At 60.5% G+C, this 21957-nt stretch carries 14 protein-coding genes; 12 read left to right on the top strand and 2 right to left on the bottom strand.

Translation table 11 applies throughout. The features are described 5' to 3' along the window. The first annotated feature begins 173 nt into the window (after positions 1-173). The 6 genes from recC to yfiB all read left to right on the top strand — a co-directional run bounded on the left by recC (position 174) and on the right by yfiB (position 11876). A complete protein-coding gene (recC, locus tag ACKUG4_RS09035) occupies positions 174-3626 on the top strand; it encodes an exodeoxyribonuclease V subunit gamma (protein ID WP_445433846.1) in 3453 nt (1150 codons plus the stop codon). Beyond that, positions 3623-7312 (top strand): exodeoxyribonuclease V subunit beta, encoded by a 3690-nt coding sequence (gene recB / locus ACKUG4_RS09030; RefSeq protein WP_445433845.1) that lies wholly within the window; start codon positions 3623-3625, stop codon positions 7310-7312. The genes recC and recB overlap by 4 nt, the downstream gene beginning before the upstream one ends. Continuing rightward, positions 7309-9411 (top strand): exodeoxyribonuclease V subunit alpha, encoded by a 2103-nt coding sequence (gene recD, locus ACKUG4_RS09025; protein ID WP_445433844.1) that lies wholly within the window; start codon positions 7309-7311, stop codon positions 9409-9411. Before recB ends, recD begins: the two co-directional genes overlap by 4 nt. 124 nt (positions 9412-9535) lie before the next feature. Continuing rightward, positions 9536-10111, top strand: a complete 576-nt coding sequence (yfiR, locus tag ACKUG4_RS09020) for a regulatory sequestration protein YfiR (RefSeq protein ID WP_064593289.1) — start codon at positions 9536-9538, stop codon at positions 10109-10111. After that, positions 10108-11376 carry a diguanylate cyclase DgcN/YfiN gene (gene dgcN / locus ACKUG4_RS09015; protein ID WP_210710974.1) on the top strand — a complete coding sequence of 423 codons (1269 nt, stop codon included), beginning with the start codon at positions 10108-10110 and terminating at the stop codon, positions 11374-11376. The genes yfiR and dgcN overlap by 4 nt, the downstream gene beginning before the upstream one ends. Beyond that, entirely contained in the window at positions 11376-11876 is a 501-nt protein-coding gene (yfiB, locus tag ACKUG4_RS09010) for an outer membrane lipoprotein YfiB (RefSeq protein WP_064593291.1), read from the top strand. The genes dgcN and yfiB overlap by 1 nt, the downstream gene beginning before the upstream one ends. Here yfiB and ACKUG4_RS09005 read toward each other — a convergent pair. After that, positions 11873-12820 carry a LysR family transcriptional regulator gene (locus ACKUG4_RS09005; RefSeq protein ID WP_039772937.1) on the bottom strand — a complete coding sequence of 316 codons (948 nt, stop codon included), beginning with the start codon at positions 12818-12820 and terminating at the stop codon, positions 11873-11875. The two genes, yfiB and ACKUG4_RS09005, sit on opposite strands and share 4 nt — an antisense overlap. Before the next feature lie 149 nt (positions 12821-12969). Here ACKUG4_RS09005 and ACKUG4_RS09000 point away from each other — a divergent pair, with 149 nt between their 5' ends. Together ACKUG4_RS09000 and mmsB are read left to right on the top strand one after the other, a co-directional pair. Beyond that, positions 12970-14496, top strand: a complete 1527-nt coding sequence (locus ACKUG4_RS09000; protein WP_445433843.1) for a CoA-acylating methylmalonate-semialdehyde dehydrogenase — start codon at positions 12970-12972, stop codon at positions 14494-14496. Between the two features lie 9 nt (positions 14497-14505). Beyond that, the gene (gene mmsB / locus ACKUG4_RS08995; RefSeq protein WP_445433842.1) at positions 14506-15393 is read left to right on the top strand and encodes a 3-hydroxyisobutyrate dehydrogenase; all 888 of its coding nucleotides are present in this window, start codon (positions 14506-14508) and stop codon (positions 15391-15393) included. Positions 15394-15487: 94 nt separating this feature from the next. Here mmsB and ACKUG4_RS08990 read toward each other — a convergent pair whose 3' ends face one another. Next, complete coding sequence (locus tag ACKUG4_RS08990) at positions 15488-15832, bottom strand: cupin domain-containing protein (RefSeq protein WP_007953863.1); 345 nt, start codon at positions 15830-15832, stop codon at positions 15488-15490. Positions 15833-16473: 641 nt separating this feature from the next. On the opposite strand from ACKUG4_RS08990, the gene ACKUG4_RS08985 reads away from it, so the two are divergent. From ACKUG4_RS08985 to rfbB, 4 genes are read left to right on the top strand one after another with little or no spacing between them, the layout of a single operon-like run. Then, entirely contained in the window at positions 16474-17373 is a 900-nt protein-coding gene (locus ACKUG4_RS08985) for an acyltransferase (protein ID WP_445433841.1), read from the top strand. Then, the gene (locus ACKUG4_RS08980; protein WP_445433840.1) at positions 17370-18620 is read left to right on the top strand and encodes a glycosyltransferase family 28 protein; all 1251 of its coding nucleotides are present in this window, start codon (positions 17370-17372) and stop codon (positions 18618-18620) included. The genes ACKUG4_RS08985 and ACKUG4_RS08980 overlap by 4 nt, the downstream gene beginning before the upstream one ends. 22 nt (positions 18621-18642) lie before the next feature. Next, positions 18643-20820: a prenyltransferase/squalene oxidase repeat-containing protein gene (locus tag ACKUG4_RS08975; RefSeq protein WP_445433839.1), complete on the top strand. Its 2178-nt coding sequence runs from the start codon at positions 18643-18645 to the stop codon at positions 20818-20820. Positions 20821-20874: 54 nt separating this feature from the next. Further along, positions 20875-21957, top strand: a complete 1083-nt coding sequence (gene rfbB / locus ACKUG4_RS08970) for a dTDP-glucose 4,6-dehydratase (RefSeq protein ID WP_445433838.1) — start codon at positions 20875-20877, stop codon at positions 21955-21957.

Genomic DNA, 21957 nt, shown 5'->3' with positions numbered 1-21957 from the left:
GAGTAGGTCATCGTCAAGATTAAATTCCGAAACCCCAATTGCGAAAGCAGTTGGGGTTTTGTTTTGCCCGCAGGAAAGTTCGTACGGCATTCTCGGACGCCTTGCGGCTGTCCTCGCCAGCCGACAATGCTAAGGTTCAGTCCTAGCTTTTGTACTTTTCCAAGGAAGCCTTCATGCCGGACACCCAGTCCCTCAACGCTGCATTCATGGTCGTTCAGAGCAATAGCCTGGATGAACTGCGCAGCCTTGTGATCAGCATCATGAGGCGTTATCCACTGGCTCCCTTGGAGAACGAAATTGCACTCGTACAGAGCAACGGCATCGCTCAATGGCTCAAGCTGGCACTGGCTGAGGATCCTGAAGCAGACGACTTAGGCGGCTGTGGTATCGCCGCCGCAATTGATGTGCAACTGCCGGGCAGTTTCATGTGGCAGCTTTACCGGATGGTGCTGGGCCGAGAGGAAATTCCGGCAAAGTCGCTGCTCGACAAGGCACCGTTGACCTGGCGTCTGATGCGCCTGTTGCCACAGGTCATCAACCGGCCGCATTTCGAACCGCTGCAACGCTTTCTCACCCATGACACCGATCTGCGCAAGCGTTACCAGTTGTCCGAACGCTTGGCTGACCTCTTCGACCAATATCAGGTTTACCGCGCTGATTGGCTTGAGGACTGGGCAGAGGGGCATCATCAGCTTCGCAATGTAAGAGGTGAAGCGAAGCCGCTCCCAGCGTCCAGTTGCTGGCAGGCAGAGTTGTGGCGCGCCCTGCTGGACGATGTGGGCGAGCAAGGCATGGCCCAAAGTCGGGCAGGCGTGCACCAGCGATTCATGGAGCGCATCAACAGTCTTGAAAGCGCACCGTCCGGACTTCCCCAGCGAGTGATCGTTTTTGGAATTTCCTCGTTGCCCGCACAAGTACTGGAAGCGTTGGCCGGGCTTTCCCGTTTCAGCCAGGTTTTGTTGTGCGTCCATAACCCCTGTCGTTATCACTGGGCCGATATCGTTGCCGACAAGGATCTACTACGTCATCAGTACAAGCGACAAGCCCGCAAAAACGGCATGCCTGTGGTGCTGGACTCGGAATCACTCCACCAACATGCTCACCCGCTCCTCGCTGCATGGGGTAAGCAAGGTCGTGATTACATCAACCTTCTCGACAGCTACGACGAGCCTGACAGCTATCGCGCAGCATTTCGTAACGGGCGTATCGATCTGTTCAGCGAAACCCAGCCGGAGAACATGCTCAATCAGTTACAGGACGATATTCTGGAACTGCGGCCACTCAGCGAGACTCGAGCGCGCTGGCCGGCAGTCGATCTGACTCAAGACGATTCGATCCGCTTTCATATTGCCCATAGCGCCCAGCGCGAAGTGGAGATTCTCCACGACCAGTTGCTGGCACGTTTCAGTGCCAACCCTCAATTACGCCCGCGCGACGTGATCGTGATGGTGCCTGACATCGATAGCTATGCGCCGCATATCCGCGCCGTCTTTGGTCAGCTGGATCGTCATGACCCACGCTTCATTCCCTTCACCATGGCCGATCAGGGGCAACGCGGACGAGATCCATTGCTGATCGCGGTCGAGCATCTGCTCAAGCTGCCGGATAGCCGTTTTCCCGTCAGTGAGATCCTCGACTTGCTCGACGTTCCTGCGTTACGCGCCAGGTTTGGTGTGCAGGAGCGAGACTTGCCGACCCTGCATCGCTGGATCGAGGGGGCTGGGGTGCGTTGGGGCATCGATGCCGGGCAACGTGCCGAGCTGGGATTGCCCGACGAGTTGGAGCAAAACAGTTGGCGCTTTGGCTTGCGCCGGATGCTGCTCGGTTATGCCGTCGGCAGTTCCGGCGCCTGTGGGGATATCGAGCCGTACGACGAAATCGGTGGTCTCGATGCCGCGCTGATCGGCCCGTTGGTAGCATTGCTGGATGCACTGGAACTCTCGTATCAGCAACTGATGAGGCCTGCACAGCCACAGGAGTGGGGGTATCGGCTTCAGGCGTTGATGCAGCTTTTTTTCAAACCCGAAGACGAGCATGACGACTACCTGCTGGCTCAACTCGAGGAGTTGCGCGAAACCTGGCTGGAAACCTGCGAAGCCGTCGGTCTGCTGGACGAGCTGCCACTGACCGTCGTCCGTGAGGCCTGGCTGGCAGGGCTGGATCAGGGGCGTCTGTCGCAGCGCTTTCTGGCCGGAGCCGTTAACTTTTGCACGCTGATGCCGATGCGCGCGATTCCGTTCAGACTGGTTTGTCTGTTGGGTATGAACGATGGCGATTATCCACGCGCTCAACCACCGTTGGACTTCGATCTCATGGGCAGCGACTACCGGCCGGGAGATCGTTCCCGTCGTGAGGATGATCGTTATCTTCTGCTAGAGGCACTCTTGTCCGCTCGTCATCAGCTCTACATCAGTTGGGTCGGTCGCAGCATTCGCGACAACAGTGATCGGCCAGCCTCTGTGTTGATCGGCCAGTTGCGCGATCATCTCGCCAATGGATGGCGATCGGCTGACGACAACGAGGATCTCCTGATTGCCATGACCCAGGAGCATCCGTTGCAGCCATTCAGTTCGCGCTACTTCCACGACGAAGACAAATTGTTCAGCTACGCCAGCGAATGGCAGGTGCTGCATCAACGTCACGAACGGAACGACGTCGTAACAATGCTTGACCCGCATGTCCAGGAGGAGCCGTTGAGCCTGGAGCTGTTGCAGGACTTCCTGCGCAATCCGGTCCGACACTTTTTCACTCAGCGCCTCAAAGTTTACTTCGAAGCGGCGCAGGTACCTCAGGCTGACGAGGAACCCTTTGTGCTGGATGCGTTGCAGCGATACATGCTCAGCGACAGCTTGCTCGGGGCCGCCTTGAGACACCCGGACAATGTTGGTCAGGCACTCGAGTCTCAGGCCCGTCGCCTGCAAAACAGCGGACTGTTGCCCATGGCCGGATTCGGTGAGTGCCTTCAGCGAGAGTTGATCGAACCTTTGCCAGACTTGTTGCAACGCTATCAACAGCTGTTGGCGTTATGGCCAATGCCATTGACCAACGCGCTACCGGTCAATTTTGAATGGCAGGAACTGCGTCTGGAGGGATGGCTGGGCAGTTTGCACCGGCGCGCCGATGGCGGCGTGCTGTCGGTCACGACGATCCCCAACAGCATAGGCTCGATCAAGAGCCGCAAATGGCATCGCATGACCAAATCATGGGTCAGTCACCTTGTCGCGTGTGCCAGTGGGCTTTCCCTGACGACCGCACTGGTGGCCAGTGATGACACGCTCCTTCTTGATCCTCTGGAACCAACTCGAGCGGGGCGAATTCTTGAGGATCTGCTGCTCGCCTGGCAGACGGGCATGCGCCAGCCGCTGCCGGTCGCGGTGAAAACGGCTTTTGCGTGGCTGGCACAGACCGATCCGGTCAAGGCTGAAGCGGCTGCCCGTAAAGCCTATGAAGGGGATGGTCAGACCAGCGAAGGTGAACGTCGCGAAAGCCCGGCTCTGGCCCGACAGTTCCCCGACTACGATGCACTGCAGGCGGATGAAACCTTCTCCGGTTGGTGTGATGCGCTTTATCGCCCGCTGCTCGAGGCACCTTGGCGCTCATGGACCCTCGAGGAGGCAGGCGCATGAGCAATCAACAGCCGCTCGCGCTGGCATTCCCGTTAAGGGGCAGCCAACTGATCGAAGCCAGCGCGGGCACTGGCAAGACGTTTACTATTTCGGCGTTGTATCTGCGGTTGATCCTTGGCCACGGAGGCGAGGCGAGTGGTTTCGGTCGAGAGCTGTTGCCCCCGCAGATTCTCGTGGTGACCTTCACCGACGCAGCCACCAAAGAACTGCGCGAGCGCATACGCACGCGTCTGGCCGAGGCCGCCCGTTTCTTTCGTGACGAGACGCCTGCCCCTGATGCGCTGATCGATGAACTGCGTGCAGAGTTCGATCCGCAACAATGGCCCGGCTGCGCCAATCGCCTGGACATCGCTGCGCAATGGATGGACGAGGCCGCGGTCTCGACGATCCACAGTTGGTGTCAGCGAATGCTGCGCGAGCATGCGTTCGACAGCGGCAGTCTGTTTACCCAGACCCTGGAAACCGATCACAGCGACCTGCTCGGCGAAGTGTTGCGCGATTATTGGCGGCTGTTCTGCTACCCGATGCAGGGCGACGCCTTGAGCTGGGTCCGCAGTCACTGGGGAGGGCCGGCGGCCCTGTTGCCGCGTATACGGGGGCTGTTTGGCACCGAGCGCGAAGGGAACTCAGACCAGACGCCATCCGAACTGATCGAAGAATGCCAGCAGGAACGCCGTGCGGCATTGGTGGAGTTGAAGGGACCATGGCGGCAGTGGTCCGATGAGTTGCTCGCTATCTGCCATCAGGGTGTCGCCAACAAAACGGTGGATGGGCGCAAGATGCAGGCCCGCTATTTCGAACCCTGGTTTGAAAAGCTCAAGGCCTGGGCTGAGGACGAGACGCTCGAACAATTGGATATCGGCACCGGGTTCGCCCGGCTCACACCGGAGGGCATGGCTGAAGCCTGGAAGGGCGAGCCGCCGAGTCACCCGGGCCTGGATGCCATGCCTGTGCTCAAGTCGAGTCTCGACAATTTGCCGACGCCCGATGCGGCGGTGCTGCAGCATGCTGCCAAATGGGTCGGTGCTCGCTTTGAAGATGAGAAGCGCCGTCGAGCCGAAATGGGTTTCGACGACATGCTGCTGCGTCTGGATGCGGCCTTGCAGTCCGACGGCGGGGAGCGTCTCGCCACGCTTATTCGCGAGCAGTTCCCCGTAGCTTTGATCGATGAATTCCAAGACACGGATCCGGTGCAGTACCGGATTTTCGAAAGCATCTATCGCATTGAAGAGAATAACCCCGAGACCGGGCTGTTCCTGATTGGCGACCCCAAGCAGGCGATCTATGCCTTCCGTGGCGCGGATATCTACACCTACCTGCGAGCCCGCCAGGCCACAACCGGACGCCTGCATACCCTGGGCACGAACTTCCGTTCCAGTCACGGGATGGTCCGTGCGGTCAACCATGTGTTCGAGCGTGCCGAGGCCCGTGAGCAAGGGCGCGGGGCGTTTCTGTTCCGAGAGAAAAACGGCGATAACCCGGTGCCGTTCCAGCCTGTGGAGGCGCAGGGACGCAAAGAACATTTGCAGGTAGCCGGGCTGGACGTACCGGCGCTGAACATCTGGCATCTATCTACCGACAAGCCACTGTCCGGGGCAGTTTATCGCCAGCAGTTGGCGGCAGCCTGCGCCAGTGAGATCACAGCCCTGCTCAATGGCGGGCAGACCGGTCGCGTCGGGTTTGCGCAGGAGGGCAAGGATTGGCGTGGACTGCGGCCAGCGGACATTGCGATCCTGGTGCGCGACGGTAAAGAGGCGCAGGCGATACGCGGTGAGCTCGCAGCGCGTGGAGTCCGCAGCGTTTATCTGTCGGACAAGGACTCGGTCTTTGCCGCACAGGAAGCCCATGACCTGTTGTCGTGGCTCAAGGCGTGCGCCGAGCCGGATGTCGAGCGCTCCCTGAAAGCGGCGCTGGCGTGCATCACGCTGAATCTGCCGCTGGCTGAGCTGGAGCGTCTGAATCAGGACGAACTGGTCTGGGAAACCCGGGTCATGCAGTTCCGCGGTTATCGTGAACTGTGGCGCAAGCAAGGGGTGCTGCCGATGCTGCGGCGCCTGCTGCACGACTTTCAACTGCCGCAGATGCTCATTGCCCGCAGTGATGGTGAGCGGGTGCTGACCAACCTTTTGCACCTGTCGGAGTTGTTGCAACAGGCCGCGTCGGAACTCGATGGCGAGCAGGCACTGATCCGCCATCTGGCCGAGCATCTGTCGCTGTCTGGGCAGGCAGGTGAAGAGCAGATCCTGCGTCTTGAAAGCGACGAACAACTGGTCAAGGTCGTGACCATTCACAAATCCAAGGGGCTCGAGTACCCGTTGGTGTTCCTGCCTTTCATCTGTTCGGCTAAGCCGGTGGATGGCAGTCGATTGCCGCTGCACTACCACGATGAATCCGGCAAGGCTCGCATCAGCCTGAAGCCCGACGCGGAACTGATCGCTGTGGCGGACACCGAACGCCTGGCAGAGGATCTGCGTTTGCTCTACGTCGCGCTGACCCGCGCACAACACGCTTGCTGGCTTGGGGTGACGGATCTCAAGCGAGGCAATCACAGCAGCTCGGTGCTGCACCTTTCTGCACTGGGCTATCTGTTGGGCGGCGGCGTAACGTTGAATGAATCCAGCGGATTGGCCCGCTGGCTGGACGATCTGCAACAGGATTGTTCGGCGCTGAGCGTTGTTGAAATGCCACAAGCCACCAGCGAGGTTTACCAGCCTCCGCGTAACGAAGCCACGCTGCGTGCCACCCTTTTACCGAGCCGCAGGGCCAGCGAGAACTGGTGGATCGCTTCGTACAGTGCCTTGCGCATCAGTGACGTGCTGAGCGTTGGCAACGACGAAGCCCCCGACAGTCCGCAAGCGCAAAAGCTGTTCGACGACGAACGCCTCGATCCTGAAGCACCGCGCGAGATCATCGCCGGCGGAGCTGATATTCACCGTTTCCCTCGTGGACCGAATCCGGGAACGTTTCTTCACGGTTTGCTCGAGTGGGCGGGTGAGGAGGGCTTCGCGGTCACCCGCGAGTCGCTCGATGATGCGATCGCCCGGCGTTGCAATCGACGGGGCTGGGAGGGCTGGATCACCACCCTCGGCGACTGGTTGCAACACTTGCTCAAACTGCCACTGCCTGCGGGCCTCGACCAACCGCCAGTGGTGCTTGAGCAATTGAAGCAATATCGGGTCGAGATGGAGTTCTGGTTCGCCAGCCACAAGGTCGACGTGCTCAAGCTCGACGAACAGGTGCGTCAATTCACTCACAACGGTGTGGCCCGGGTCGGCGCCGAAGCGGTGCAACTCAATGGTATGTTCAAAGGCTTTATCGACCTGACGTTCGAGCACGAGGGCCGGTACTACGTGGCCGATTACAAATCCAACTGGCTGGGCGTCGATGACGCCGCGTACACCGAACGGGCCATGGAGCAGTCAATTCTCGACAACCGTTACGACCTGCAATACGTGCTGTACCTGTTGGCACTGCATCGTCAGCTCAAGGCGCGGCTCGCCGATTACGACTACGACCGGCATATCGGCGGCGCGTTGTATCTGTTTCTGCGTGGAACTCGGGCGCCTGGTGGTGGCGTTTACTTCGCACGCCCACCACGGGAGCTGATCGAGCGTCTGGACATCATGTTCCAGGGTAAACCGCAACCCAGGGCCGAGCCCGCGTGGGTGCAGGGAGAATTGCTATGAATCGGACGTTCGCCGACCTGCTGCCCACGCCGCTGACCGCCGACAGCCTCGCGCAGCTGACACCTCTCACCTGTGCCGATGATCTGCTGCTATTGCTCACCCGCTGGGTCGAGCGCGGATGGCTGCGGGCACTGGACAAGGCATTCGTGGCTTTTCTTCATGAATTGGCACCCGATGTCGATCCGCTGGTGTTGCTCGCCGCCGCATTGACCAGTCACCAGCTCGGCCATGGACATGTGTGCCTGGATCTGTTTGAAACCCTCAAGGCGCCGGATTTCGCCCTGTCTTTGCCTCCGGAAGGGGACATGCAACCCGGTGCATTGCTGCTGCCATCGCAGCTGCTTGAAACACTCGACGGGGCGCACTGGTGCAATGTACTGGCCGGCAGTTCGCTGGTGGCACTGGCCGCCGACGAAGGTGCGTTGGCTCAGGAGCGCCCGCTGGTGTTGTCCGGCAAACGCTTGTACTTGCGGCGCTATTGGGCCTACGAGCGGCGTATCGACAGCGCACTGCGTCAGCGACTCGCGGAGCAGGAAGCGACACCACCCGATCTTGCTCGGCGGTTGGACGCACTGTTCGATCCGGCCCAGCGTGCGGATGTCATCGACTGGCAGAAACTCGCCTGCGCCCTGGCTACTCGGAGTGCCTTCAGCATCATCACGGGCGGCCCGGGCACCGGCAAGACGACGACGGTGGTCCGTTTGCTGGCGTTGCTCCAGGCACCTGCGGTCGAGGCTCATCAGCCACTGCGCATTCGGCTCGCGGCGCCTACCGGTAAAGCGGCGGCGCGGCTGACCGAGTCCATCAGTCAGCAGGTGCAGTCGCTGAAGGTCGCTGACAGTGTCCGGGAAAAAATCCCGACCGAGGTGACCACGGTACACCGCCTGCTTGGCAGCCGTCCCGGCACGCGGCACTTTCGCCACCATGCCGGTAACCGCCTGCCACTGGATGTACTGGTGGTCGATGAAGCATCCATGATCGACCTGGAAATGATGGCCAATCTGCTTGATGCCTTGCCGCCTCATGCTCGACTGGTGTTGCTGGGCGACAAGGATCAACTGGCCTCGGTGGAGGCTGGCGCGGTGCTGGGCGATTTGTGCCGTGATGCCGAAGCGGGTTGGTACAGTCCGCAGACTCGCCAGTGGCTGGAGCAGGTGAGCGGCGAATCCCTGCAGGACAGCGGTTTGCAAGAAGGCAGTGACAGCTCGCACCCGCTGGCCCAGCAAGTGGTGATGTTGCGTCACTCACGGCGTTTCGGCGAGGGCAGCGGCATCGGTCAACTGGCGCGACGGGTGAATAAGCAACTCTCGGACGAGGCTCGCCAGTTGCTGGATGCCAAAACCCATGGCGATGTGTTTTCGTTGCCACTTCAGAACGAGCACGACCGGAAACTTGAGCACCTGGTGCTCGATGGACACGGCGAAGGCCCCCACGGTTATCGACACTATCTGAGCATTTTGCGCGATCGACGTCCGGTGAGCGGAACGCCGCTCGAGAACCCGGGTTGGGTCGATTGGGCGCGTGACGTCCTGCGGGCCTTCGATACCTTCCAGTTGTTGTGCGCAGTGCGCAAAGGGCCGTGGGGTGTTGAGGGGCTTAATCAGCGCATCACCGATGCATTGCTCAAGGCGCGGCTGATCGAGAGCGACCAGCAATGGTACGAAGGCCGGCCGGTGTTGATGACTCGAAACGACTATGGCCTCGGGCTGATGAACGGTGACATCGGTATCGCCTTGAAACTCCCCGAGCGCGATGGCCCGGATGCCGGTAAGTCGGTGTTGCGAGTGGCGTTCCCGCGTAACGACGGGCGCGGTGGGGTGCGTTTCGTGTTGCCGAGCCGGCTCAATGATGTCGAGACCGTGTACGCCATGACCGTGCACAAGTCACAGGGCTCGGAGTTTGCCCATACCGCGCTGATCCTGCCGGACGCCCTGAACCCCGTGTTGACCAAGGAACTGATATACACCGGAATTACTCGGGCCAAGGACTGGTTCACCTTGATCGAACCCCGCAATGGCGTATTTGAAGAGGCAGTACAACGCAAGGTGAAGCGCTTGAGCGGACTGATGCTGGAACTGGAAGAAGCAGGGGCGCCTTGAGGATGAAGGTGCCTGGATGACTGACGATTATTGACCGACCGGTCAGAGGTCGCTGTATCGCTGGTGTTCCAGCGCTGTGCTATCGTTGCGGCATCATTTCGTAACGATCCAAGAGAATCCCTGCATGAAGGTGGCTGTCTGGGCGACAGAGCGCGTAGTTGTCTGCAAGCCGGCATTGCTTGCCGTTGCACTCTGTTTGCTCACGGGTGTGGCCGCTGCCCAGACTCCAGCCCCTGCGGGGATGGCCGAACAGCGGGCCAAATCCGTCACTCAGGTTGTCCTCGGTATCCTCAGTTACGCGCGCTGGCCGGTAGAGCCGGCGCAGTTGCGCCTGTGCATCGTCGGCCCGACCGAATACACCGATGACCTGGTCAAGGGCACGACCCAGGCCACGGGCCGTCCGGTCATCGTGCGCCGGTTGTTGGCCGACAATCCAGCCATCGTCAGCGAGTGCGACGCGGTCTATATCGGCAAACTCACCACAGACGAACGCAGCCGGCTGTTCGCGTCCCTGATCGGCCATCCGGTGCTGAGCATCAGCGAAGGCGGCGATCAATGCACGGTCGGCAGTCTGTTCTGCCTGCGGGTTGGTGATGAACAAGTGTCGTTCGAGGTCAATCTCGACTCCGTCGCTCGTAGCGGTGTGCGCATTCACCCCAGCGTGCTGCAGTTGTCGCGCCGCAAACCGGCGGTGCCATGAGACGCGACAAATCCACAGGGCGCCCGACCCTCGGCTCGGTCATCGGCCGTGGCAACCTGATTGTGGCGCTGGTCGCCGTGGCAATGGCCAGTGTGTCGCTGACGCTGCTCGGGGTGCTGGCGCTGCGGGTCTATGCCGATCACAACCTGCACTTGATCGCCCGCTCGATCAGTTACACCGTGGAAGCCGCCGTGGTGTTCAACGACAAGGCCGCCGCGACCGAAGCGCTGGCGTTGATCGCCTCGACCGAAGAAGTGGCCGATGCCCAGGTGCTGGACACTCAGGGCCAATTGCTCGCACGCTGGCAGCGTCCGGAGAACGGCCTGATTTCCGAGCTGGAGATGCAGGTCGCGCGAGTCATTCTGGAAAAACCCATCAACCTGCCGATCCAGCATCAGGATCGCGAGATCGGGCGGATCTTGCTGATCGGCCACGGTGGCAGCCTGATGCGTTTTCTGTTGAGCGGTCTGGCGGGGATCATTCTCTGCACGGCGATCAGCGCCTGGGTCGCGCTGTACCTGGCGCAGCGTCAGTTGCGCAGGATCATCGGCCCGTTGCACAGCCTGGCGGCGGTGGCGCATGCGGCCCGCAGCGAGCGGGCACTGGATCGACGGGTGCCACGGGCAAAAATTGCCGAACTGGACAACCTCGGCACCGACTTCAATGCCCTGCTCGATGAACTCGAATCCTGGCAAACCCACTTGCAGAGCGAGAACGAAACCCTCGCCCATCAGGCCAGCCATGACAGCCTTACCGGGTTGCCGAACCGGGCCTTTTTCGAAGGCCGCCTGATCCGTGCTCTGCGCAATGCCCACAAGTTGAATGAGCAAGTGGCGGTGCTGTTTCTCGACAGCGACCGTTTCAAGGACATCAACGACAACTTCGGTCATGCCGCTGGCGATGCCGTGCTGGTGGCGGTGGCGAATCGGGTGCGGGCGCAGTTGCGTGAAGAGGATCTGGTGGCGCGTCTGGGCGGTGACGAGTTCGCCGTTCTGCTCACGCCCTTGCACAAGACCGAAGACGCCGAACGCATTGCCGACAAGATCCTCGCCAGCATGGACACCCCGATTGCGCTGCCGGGCGACAGCAGTGTCGTGACGTCGCTCAGTATCGGCATCGCGGTTTACCCCGATCATGGCGTCACGCCTGGCACCTTGCTTGATGCGGCCGATGCCGCGATGTATCAAGCCAAGCGTTTGTCGCGCGGCGCCCAATTCACGGCCGGGACGGAGTACCCGGTCGATTCCGTTCAAACCAGGAGCTGATGCCCGTGTCCTCACTTTCCTTTCGACTGTTTTCCACCCTGTTGCTGACGGCCATGCTGGCCCTGACCGGTTGCCAGACCGCCCCGCAAAAAGGCCTGACGCCGGCCCAGGTCGCGGTTCTCAAGCAGCAAGGCTTCGAGCTGACCGATGACGGCTGGGAGTTTGGCCTGTCGGGCAAAGTATTGTTTGGCAGCGATGTCGAAAGCCTGAATCAGCAAAGTACCGAAATCGTCGAGCGTATCGGTAAAGCCTTGCTGGGTGTCGGCATCGAACGGGTACGAGTGGATGGCCACACCGACGCTTCGGGCAAGGAAACCTATAACCAGCAGCTGTCATTGCGTCGCGCGAAAAGCGTCGGCAAAGTGCTGACCTCGGTCGGCATGAAAGAAGAGAACATCCAGTTGCAAGGCCTCGGCAGCCGCGAACCGGTCGCCTCCAACGATACCGCCGCCGGCCGCACCGAAAACCGCCGGGTGTCGATCGTGGTCAGCGCCGATTAGTCGGCGAACTGCATCTCGCGAGTTTCACCCATCAACAGCGCCTGATTGCGCTCGGTCACCTCACGGATGTAATCCCACAACAGGGTGATCCGCTTGAGCTTGCGCAGATCCTCCCGGCAGTACATCCAGAACTGCCGGGTGATATCGATTTCCTCCGGCAGCACCGGCAACAGGCGCGGATCCTGAGCCGCGAGAAAGCACGGCAGAATCGCCAATGAGCGCCCCTGCTGCGCCGCCACGAACTGCGCAATCACGCTGGTGCTGCGTAAATTGGCGCTGGCACCGGGCAACACGTTCGCCAGATACAGCAGCTCCGAGCTGAACGCCAGGTCATCCACGTAACTGATGAATTGATGCTTGCCCAGGTCGGCGGGGCGGCGGATCGGCGGGTGTTTGTCGAGATATTCCTGGGTCGCGTACAGCTGCAAGCGGTAGTCGCAGAGTTTGCAGCACACGTACGGCCCGTGTTCCGGGCGCTCGAGGGCGATGACGATATCGGCCTCGCGTTTGGACAGGCTAATGAAGTGCGGCAGCGGCAGGATATCCACCGAGATCGCCGGGTAGGCGTCGACGAAATGGCTCAATTGCGGGGTGATGAAGAAGCTGCCGAAACCTTCGGTGCAACCCATCCGCACGTGCCCGGACAGTGCGACGCCGGAGCCCGAAACTTGCTCGCAGGCCATGTGCAGCGTGCTTTCGATCGACTCCGCATAACTCAGCAGGCGCTGGCCTTCGGCAGTCAGCACGAAACCGCTGGTGCGCGACTTTTCGAACAGCAAGGTACCGAGCGCCGCTTCCAGCGAACTAATCCGCCGCGACACGGTGGTGTAGTCCACTGCCAGGCGTTTGGCCGCCGTGCTGGCCTTGCGGGTACGGGCGACTTCAAGGAAAAACTTGAGGTCATCCCAATTCAGCGAGCCTAGAGAGGTGATGTTTTTTTGCATGATGGACGGGCTTATATGTGCGTTCTTATTAGAAGTTTGCACATCTATACTCCAAAAACAGTCCGACAACCAATTCGTGATACACGCCTCATCTCAAGGCGAACCTTTCGCCTTGGCTCCTAAGATAAAAACAAGTTCTGGAGACCAGCATGAACGCATCGCTTACGCCCAACGAAACCACGATCCAGAAGGTCAAGCTGCTGATCGACGGCGAGTGGGTCGAGTCGCAGACCACCGAGTGGCACGACATCGTCAACCCGGCGACCCAGCAAGTGCTGGCCAAAGTCCCGTTCGCCACCGCTGCTGAAGTCGACGCTGCCGTCAGCGCCGCCCAGCGCGCCTTCCAGACCTGGAAGCTGACCCCGATCGGCGCGCGCATGCGCATCATGCTCAAGCTGCAGGCGTTGATCCGCGAACATTCCAAACGCATCGCCGTGGTGCTGAGTGCCGAGCAGGGCAAGACCATTGCCGATGCCGAGGGCGATATTTTCCGTGGCCTGGAAGTGGTCGAGCATGCCTGCTCCATCGGCAGCCTGCAGATGGGCGAGTTCGCCGAGAACGTCGCCGGCGGCGTCGATACCTACACCCTGCGTCAGCCGATCGGCGTCTGCGCCGGCATCACCCCGTTCAACTTTCCGGCAATGATTCCGCTGTGGATGTTCCCGATGGCCATTGCCTGCGGCAACACCTTCGTCCTCAAACCATCCGAACAGGATCCGCTGTCGACCATGTTGCTGGTGGAGCTGGCGATTGAAGCCGGCATTCCGGCAGGCGTACTTAACGTCGTTCATGGTGGCAAGGACGTGGTTGACGGCCTGTGCACCCACAAGGACATCAAGGCGATTTCGTTCGTCGGTTCGACCGCCGTCGGCACCCACGTTTATGACCTGGCCGGTAAACACGGCAAACGCGTGCAATCGATGATGGGCGCGAAGAACCACGCGGTGGTGCTGCCGGATGCCAATCGCGAGCAAGCGCTCAATGCCTTGGTCGGTGCCGGTTTCGGTGCGGCGGGTCAACGTTGCATGGCCACTTCGGTGGTGGTGCTGGTGGGCGCGGCCAAACAGTGGCTGCCGGATCTGAAAGCGCTGGCGCAGAAACTCAAAGTCAACGCCGGCAACGAGCCGGGCACCGACGTCGGCCCGGTGATTTCGAAAAAGGCCAAGGCGCGAATTCTCGATCTGATCGAAAGCGGCATCAAGGAAGGCGCGAAACTCGAGCTGGACGGTCGCGACATCAGCGTGCCGGGCTACGAGCACGGCAACTTCGTCGGTCCGACCCTGTTCTCCGGGGTCACCACCGACATGCAGATCTACACCCAGGAAATCTTCGGCCCGGTGCTGGTGGTGCTGGAAGTCGACACCCTCGATCAGGCCATCGCGCTGGTCAACGCCAACCCGTTCGGCAACGGCACCGGCCTGTTCACCCAGAGCGGTGCGGCGGCGCGTAAGTTCCAGACTGAAATCGACGTCGGCCAGGTCGGCATCAACATCCCGATTCCGGTACCGGTTCCGTTCTTCAGCTTCACCGGTTCGCGCGGTTCGAAACTCGGCGACCTCGGCCCGTACGGCAAGCAAGTGGTGCAGTTCTACACCCAGACCAAAACGGTCACGGCGCGCTGGTTCGATGACGACAGCGTCAACGACGGCGTGAACACCACCATCAACCTGCGTTGAGGAATGGTCATGAAAATCGCATTTATCGGGCTGGGCAACATGGGCGCGCCGATGGCGCGCAACCTGATCAAGGCCGGGCATTCGCTGAACCTGGTGGACCTGAACAAGACCGTGCTGGCGGAACTCGAGCAACTGGGCGGCACCATCCGCGCTTCGGCTCGCGAAGCTGCTGAAGATGCTGAACTGGTGATCACCATGTTGCCGGCGGCGGTGCATGTGCGCAGCGTCTGGCTCGGTGAAGACGGCGTGCTCGCCGGGATCGACAAAGGCGTGCCGGCGGTGGATTGCAGCACCATCGATCCGCAGACGGCACGCGATGTCGCGGCGGCTGCTGCCAAACAAGGCGTGGCCATGGCCGACGCTCCGGTGTCCGGCGGCACTGGCGGCGCCACGGCCGGGACGCTGACCTTCATGGTCGGTGCTACCCCGGAACTGTTCGCCACCCTGCAACCGGTGCTGGCGCAGATGGGCCGCAACATCGTGCATTGCGGTGAGGTCGGCACCGGCCAGATCGCCAAGATCTGCAACAACCTGTTGCTCGCCATTTCTATGGTTGGCGTCAGTGAAGCCATGGCGTTGGGTGATGCTTTGGGGATCGACACTGGCGTGCTCGCCGGGATCATCAACAGCTCGACCGGGCGTTGCTGGAGTTCGGAAATGTACAACCCGTGGCCGGGCATCGTCGAAACGGCGCCGGCCTCACGCGGCTACACGGGTGGCTTCGGCGCCGAGCTGATGCTCAAGGATCTGGGGCTGGCCACCGAAGCGGCGCGTCAGGCCCATCAGCCAGTGGTGCTGGGCGCGGTGGCGCAGCAGTTGTATCAGGCGATGAGTCAGCGCGGGGAAGGTGGCAAGGACTTCTCGGCGATCATCAACAGCTATCGCAAGCCGCAGTAATCGTCGTCAGGCCTGTGCTCGCCACAGGTCTGCACATCCAATGCAGTAGGTGTTGCCGGGAAATCACGTCGGGTGGTTTCCCGGCTTTTTTGTATCAGGCGAACACGAAATATTTGCGCACGGTCTCGACGACTTCCCAAGTGCCTTTCATGCCGGGCTCGACCACGAAGATGTCGCCGGCGCGCAGGTGGATCGGCTCCATGCCGTCCGGGGTAATCACGCAGTAGCCTTCCTGGAAATGGCAGTACTCCCACTTCACGTAATCCACCCGCCACTTGCCCGGCGTGCAGATCCACGTGCCCATGATCTTGCTGCCGTCTTCGCTGGTGTAGGCGTTGAGGTTGACGGTGTGCGGGTCGCCCTCGAGTTTTTCCCATTTACAGGCGTCGAGTACGGGCAGGGGATGGGTGTCGCGCAGAACGGTGATAGGTGCGGGCATGACGGCTCCAGGCCAAAGGGGATTGGAGCCGTCACCGTAGCTTTCGCGGGTACTGTCGGAATGTCTGGGGTCGACCTCCAGATGCCTGTAAGCGCTGGGGGCAAGTCTGCGTGACTCGCGAATGCGCACCATCGCTGTGCATATCAGACGGTTTTAGTACAAGCGTGCACTATAAAAGTTCAATCAATTTTTAGACTAAAACGAGATAACCATTCTGACACCTATTGCAAAACAAAATCGTCTGTACTATAACATTCGTACTAAAGAACTATTCCTCAAAACGGAGCTTCATCTGAGTCACGGACAGACTTGAATCGGCTTTTTCTCATCTCGACAACTGACTTGGCCTTTGGCTCAAGTGTGAACCTTTATCTGTTGTTAATGAATAATGACAGTTGAATGAACCGGACAGTTAATAAGTGGCGCGGACGCAATGTCTCGCGTGCTTTGAGTTGAAGCCTTAAATGAACAGTTAATTAATTATTTGTGCACTGGCGGATTTATATCTGCGGGATACGCACGCCTATCGGAATTTTATGTGCCCGGCATCAATGGAATGAGGCTTTATTGTGGACGACATAAACGTAATTGAAGTTTCGACGACTGTTGATAGTTCAAGTGAGCTTGGCCGGCACGTCTGGGTGCGTGCCGGCAGTCGCCTGACAAACGTGCAGATCGGCGATGACTGCTTCATCGGTTTCAGATGCGATTTGCAGCACGCGTCGGTCGGCAAGTCCAGCATGTTCGCCACCGGTGCGCAGTGCCTGGGGACGGCGCAGTCGCCGGTTCGGATTGCCGAAAACGTCTGGGTGGGCGCCAAGGCCACCGTGACTGCCGGTGTTTCCATCGGTGCCGGGGCCGTGGTGGCGGCTGGCGCGTTGGTGACCGCCGATGTGCCGCCGGACGCAATCGTCGTCGGTCGCCCGGCGCGGGTCATTGCCCAGCGCACTGTGGTCGAGGACGGCCGGCCGAGCCCGGAACCGGTGCTGGTCAAAGTCCGGGACCGGGCGCGCCAGGGCTTGCCGTCGATGCTCGATCGGTCCACGCAGTCGGTCGCGCGGCTCAAGTCGCTGAACCCCGACACCCTGACCTGGGACATCAGCGACGACGCCTTGATCGATGCCGAATTGCGCGGAGGGGCGTCGGTGGAGATCGCCCGGGACTGCATCCTGATCGGGCGCAGCAACCGTCAGGGCGGCATGTCACAACTGGGCGGCATTGAACTGGGCACTGGCGCTCGACTGGCGCCGGGCGTGGTGATCGAAGCGGCCGGCGGAGTGACCATCGGTGCCTTCAGCGAGCTGGCCGAAGGCGTCACGATTGTCGCGTCCACTCATGATCATTCGTTCCGCTCACTGCCTTGGGAGGAGGCACCGGTGCGCATTGGAAGTCGTTGCGTTATTGGCGAGGGCGCCATCTTGGTAGGTCCACTGAATATTGGTGACGGTGCCGTTATCAAGCCGTACTCGGTGGTTATAAGGGATGTATTGGAAAACACTGTGGTTCATGGCGTTGTTCAACTAATGGAGATTCAAGAATGATTTTATTTGCCCCCAATCCAACCGGTTCCGGTCACAACATGCGCGCGCTGTCCATCGCTCAGGCGATTAAAAAGCAGCGCCCGGACATGCCATTGACCGTGGCATTGGCTTCCTTGCAGCCGACCTTCACGCCGATGTTCGAAAAGTCCGGCGTTGAAGTTGTGGATATTGCCGGCCGTTTGGTCGATTACTCGAAAAAGAGCAACTTGTCGAAAGAACTCGACTGGAATAATTACATTGGCGGTTATATCGCCAACACCTTCTTGTCCGGCGAGCGGATTTTGTCTTACCTGGCCTTGATCGCCGAATACAAGCCGACCGCCCTGGTGTCGGACTACAACATGGCCGCCTGCCTGGCCGCGATTTTCAGCGGTACGCCGCTGGTGTTCGTCACCGAGCGCTACGACTTCACCCTTTGCCAGCTCGAAGACCATGATCTGGCCGACGGCGGTTTCGAAGTCAACGCGCTGGAAATGGCCCGCGCCCGAACCGCGCTGCACAGCCAGTTCAACTGGATGATCAATCAGAGCCAACTGGTGCTGACCGACAAACCCTATGTGGCCTCTCTCGATCAGGGCACGCCGGTGGCCGAAGCACTGGTCAGCGGCAAGGCGCATTTTGTCGGCCCGATGATCCGCGACATCAATGTGCAGACCGGTTTGAACGTGCGCGAGCAACTGAACCTCGGCGACTCGCCGTTCATTGTCGCCTCGATCAGCGGCACGACCATGTTCGCGGAGAACAAGGACGCATTGCTTGCCGCATATCTGGACAGCTTCAAGATCCTGCGCGAGCGCAATCCGGAACTGAAACTGGTGTTGCTGGGCCGTCAGGATATCCAGGCTCAGGACGGCGTCGTCTGCGTGCCGTACTACCCGGACTGGATGGGCCTGCTGCGCGAAGCCAGCCTGCTGATTTCGGCGCCGGGCTGGATCACCGTGACTGAAATCGCCGCGATGAATATTCCGACCCTGTTCCTGTTGTCGTCCAAGTCCGAATACCACGAACTGGAAGCTCTGCGTCGTCTGGAGTTGCTGGGCTTCCCGACGCATATCGGATACGACCGTGATCGTATCGTCGATCTGATCCAGGGCGAACTGGAAAAAGACACCGAAGCTTCGACCTATTACGCACCGCATCAGCAAGTGGCCGCGCCGGATGGCGAAGGTGCCGCCCGCGCCGCGACGCGCATCATCGAGTTGTGCCAGGGCAGCGTTGTGTCGCTGGCCGAAAGCAAAGCCGCTTAACCTCAAGGAAGAGGGATTTACCATGTCACTGCATCCGCAGTTTCTATTTGATCAAGGCCTCAAGGACATCGACCACGGCGGCTTTTTCGCCGTGACCGATGCCAGTGGCGAGGTGGCGATTTCCAGCGACAAGCAGTTGCAGGATCAGGTCGCCGCGACGCTTTATCAGGCCGAGCACGGCGACGATGTCGAACTGCGTTTTGCCCATGACGGGCTGATGCGTTTGCATGATGCGTCGAATGGCGGTTTTCACGAACTGGCCGACCGTTACTGGACGCCGCACGGCTCCGGGCGCTGCCGCACGCTGGCATTGCAACTGGACGCACTGGCGGCATTGATTGCCTATCAGCGCCGGGTGCCGCAGGACGCGGCGAACAATGCCGCGATCCACGGCCTGCTGGAAAAGGTCGAAGCGCTCTACGCCCGCTCCACCATCGCCGGTCTGTACAGCAGCGACTGGTCGACGCCGCTGGAGCTGGCGACCTCGATCGATCTCGACATCAGCGCCACGGCCTTGCTGGCGCGTATCGACAATCAGCCGTTGGGCCTCGGCTTGGTCGGGCACTTGCAGATTCATGCAGAAAACCTGATCGGCCGGGTGGCCGGCAGCGACAGCCAATCCTGTGTCGATGTGGCGCTGACCCGTTGCGGCGTGCGTGCTCAGGTCAGCCTGGTGCTGGCGCGCCTGGCCGATGCGCGCGACGACAATGCGTTGTCGAATCTGGCCCGTTCATTCCTGCTGCAAACCCTGGCGCTGTTTCGCGATCCGGCGTACGGCGGTTACTGGGATCGGGTCGGGATCAACGGCAAAGTGCGTTGCGACTGGCACACCTCGTACAAAAATCACGAGTCGCCATTCCCGATCAAGACCGCCTACGACGTAGCGTTGCTGTTGCAGGCGATTCAGGCCTTGCCGTCCGGCGCGAGCGAAGCGGATCGGGCTTCGGTGACGGCAGCGTTGCTGGAATTCCATGACACCCGTAATGGTGGGCTGTTCATGGGCAAGGGCTATTTCTGGTCGACCCCGGATGACCCGACCGTACCGTTCATTCGGCAGTTCTGGGCGCCGCCGCGTCAGCCGGGGATTTTCAGTATCGGCAACCTGACGTACCTGCCGTTGCACCTGAAAAGCCTGAAAACCCAGCTCGCCGCCGCCCACGCCTTGCAGTCCATCGAGCCGGTCGTTGCCGTCACTCATCATGACGATGCGGCGTTGGTAAACCGGGAGCTGCAAGTGATCGATGGCGGTGGTGATGTGCAGCGCATTCACCCGAATGGCGTGCCGACCATCAATGTCGATCTGCAGCGTTATCTGGCGTGGCTGGCCAAGGCCCGGGCGTCGAATGAAACGCCCTACGGGCTGACCGCCGAAACCGCGCCGCTGGGTTTCCGTGCCGACAAGACCTGGCAGGTTTTTTCCGGGCTGCATGTGATTTCGGACTTGCATGCCTTGGGTCTGCAAATCGAAAACAAGGCCAGCCTGATCGATTGCATCAGGGCCTCGCAAAACACCGACGGCGGATTTGCCGAACAGCCAGGGCATCTGAGCGACGTGTTCGCCACCTACTGCGCGGTGTTGTCGCTGCGAGTGCTGGGCGCGTTGCCGAACGATATCGGTGGTTGCGTGCGTTACCTGCAAGCGTGCCAGAACCCCGATGGCGGGTTCGGCGATGTGCCGGGTTTCGGCTCGGACATCTGGCACACCAACCTGGCGGTGCTGTCGCTGCACGCCCTTGAAGCCAAGGCGCCGGACGAGCAGGGCGTGATGGCGTTCGCCTTGCGCTGCCGCTCGGCCGACGGCGGTTTCTCCAACAAGCCCGGCTATCCGCCGGATGCGTTTTCGGTGTACCGCGTGGTGTCGACGCTGTTCATTCTCAACCGACGCATCGTTGATGCGGAACAGACCGTCGCCTGGCTCCAGAGCCTGCAACTGTCCAACGGATCGTTCCATTACCGGCCGGGCAAAGCGGTCAGCCTGGTGGGTACCTACATGGCCATCGCAGCAATGTATTTGCTCGACGCGCAGCCGACGTATCTGCAGGAATCGAAAGACTGGATCGCTGCCCATCAGAAGCAGGACGGTGGATTCGGCCCGCTCAACGCGACCTCGGCGACCACCGACGAAAGCTTCGTCTGCATCCAGACGCTGCTGATTCTCGAGCAAGGGCTGTCGCAATACTGGGTCGCGTTGTTGAACTGATCCGCACACAGCATCGAAGGACGTTCAATCATCATTTTGCCAGGGGAGGCGCTGATGAAAATTTTAGTGACAGGGGGCGCGGGCTTCATTGGCTCGGCCGTGGTGCGGTTTCTGATCGAAGAGACCGAATGTGAAGTGATCAACGTCGACAAACTGACCTACGCCGGCAATCTCGAATCTCTGGCTGAGGTGTCCGATTCGCCGCGTTACCGTTTCTGCCAGGTCGACATCTGCGACAAGCCGGCGCTGGACGAACTGCTCGCACGGCTGCAACCGGATGCGGTGATGCATCTGGCCGCCGAGTCCCACGTGGACCGCTCGATAGATGGCCCGCAAGCCTTCATCGAAACCAACATCGTTGGCACCTACACGATGCTCGAAGCGGCGCGAGGTTACTGGAACCGACTGGACGCGGCGCGTCAGGCGGTGTTCCGTTTCCATCACATTTCCACCGATGAGGTGTATGGCGACTTGGAACCCGAAGATCCGGCGTTCACCGAGCGCACGCCGTATGCGCCAAGCTCGCCGTACTCGGCGACCAAGGCCGGTTCCGATCATCTGGTTCGCGCCTGGCATCGCACCTTTGGCTTGCCGGTGGTGATGAGCAACTGCTCGAACAATTACGGGCCGTATCACTTCCCGGAAAAACTGATTCCCCACGTCATTCTCAATGCGCTGCAAGGCAAGCCATTGCCGGTGTACGGCGATGGCGCGCAGATCCGCGACTGGCTGTTCGTCGAGGATCACGCCCGGGCCCTGTATGCGGTGGTCACCCGTGGTGAGGTCGGGCAGACCTACAACATCGGTGGCCACAATGAGAAGACCAACCTGGAAGTGGTGCACACCCTGTGCGATTTGCTGGAGGCACGCGGTGCGGAGAAACCGGCAGGCGTTGCGCACTTCCGCGACCTGATCACCTTCGTCAAGGATCGTCCGGGCCACGACAAACGCTATGCCGTCGATGCCGGAAAAATTCACGCGACGCTGGGTTGGACGCCGCAGGAAACCTTCGAAAGCGGCATGCAGAAAACTGTCGACTGGTATCTGGATAACCGTGCCTGGTGGGTGCGGGTGATGTCCGGTGCCTACGCGCTGGAGCGCCTCGGCGAGCAACGCGACGAAGCCCTCGTGGCCTGA

It is taken from the genome of Candidatus Pseudomonas auctus, from assembly GCF_048654275.1.
Taxonomy (GTDB): domain Bacteria; phylum Pseudomonadota; class Gammaproteobacteria; order Pseudomonadales; family Pseudomonadaceae; genus Aquipseudomonas; species Aquipseudomonas pharyngis.
Note: the sequence above shows the minus strand (reverse complement) of the source record. Positions and strands in the feature narration are given on the sequence as shown.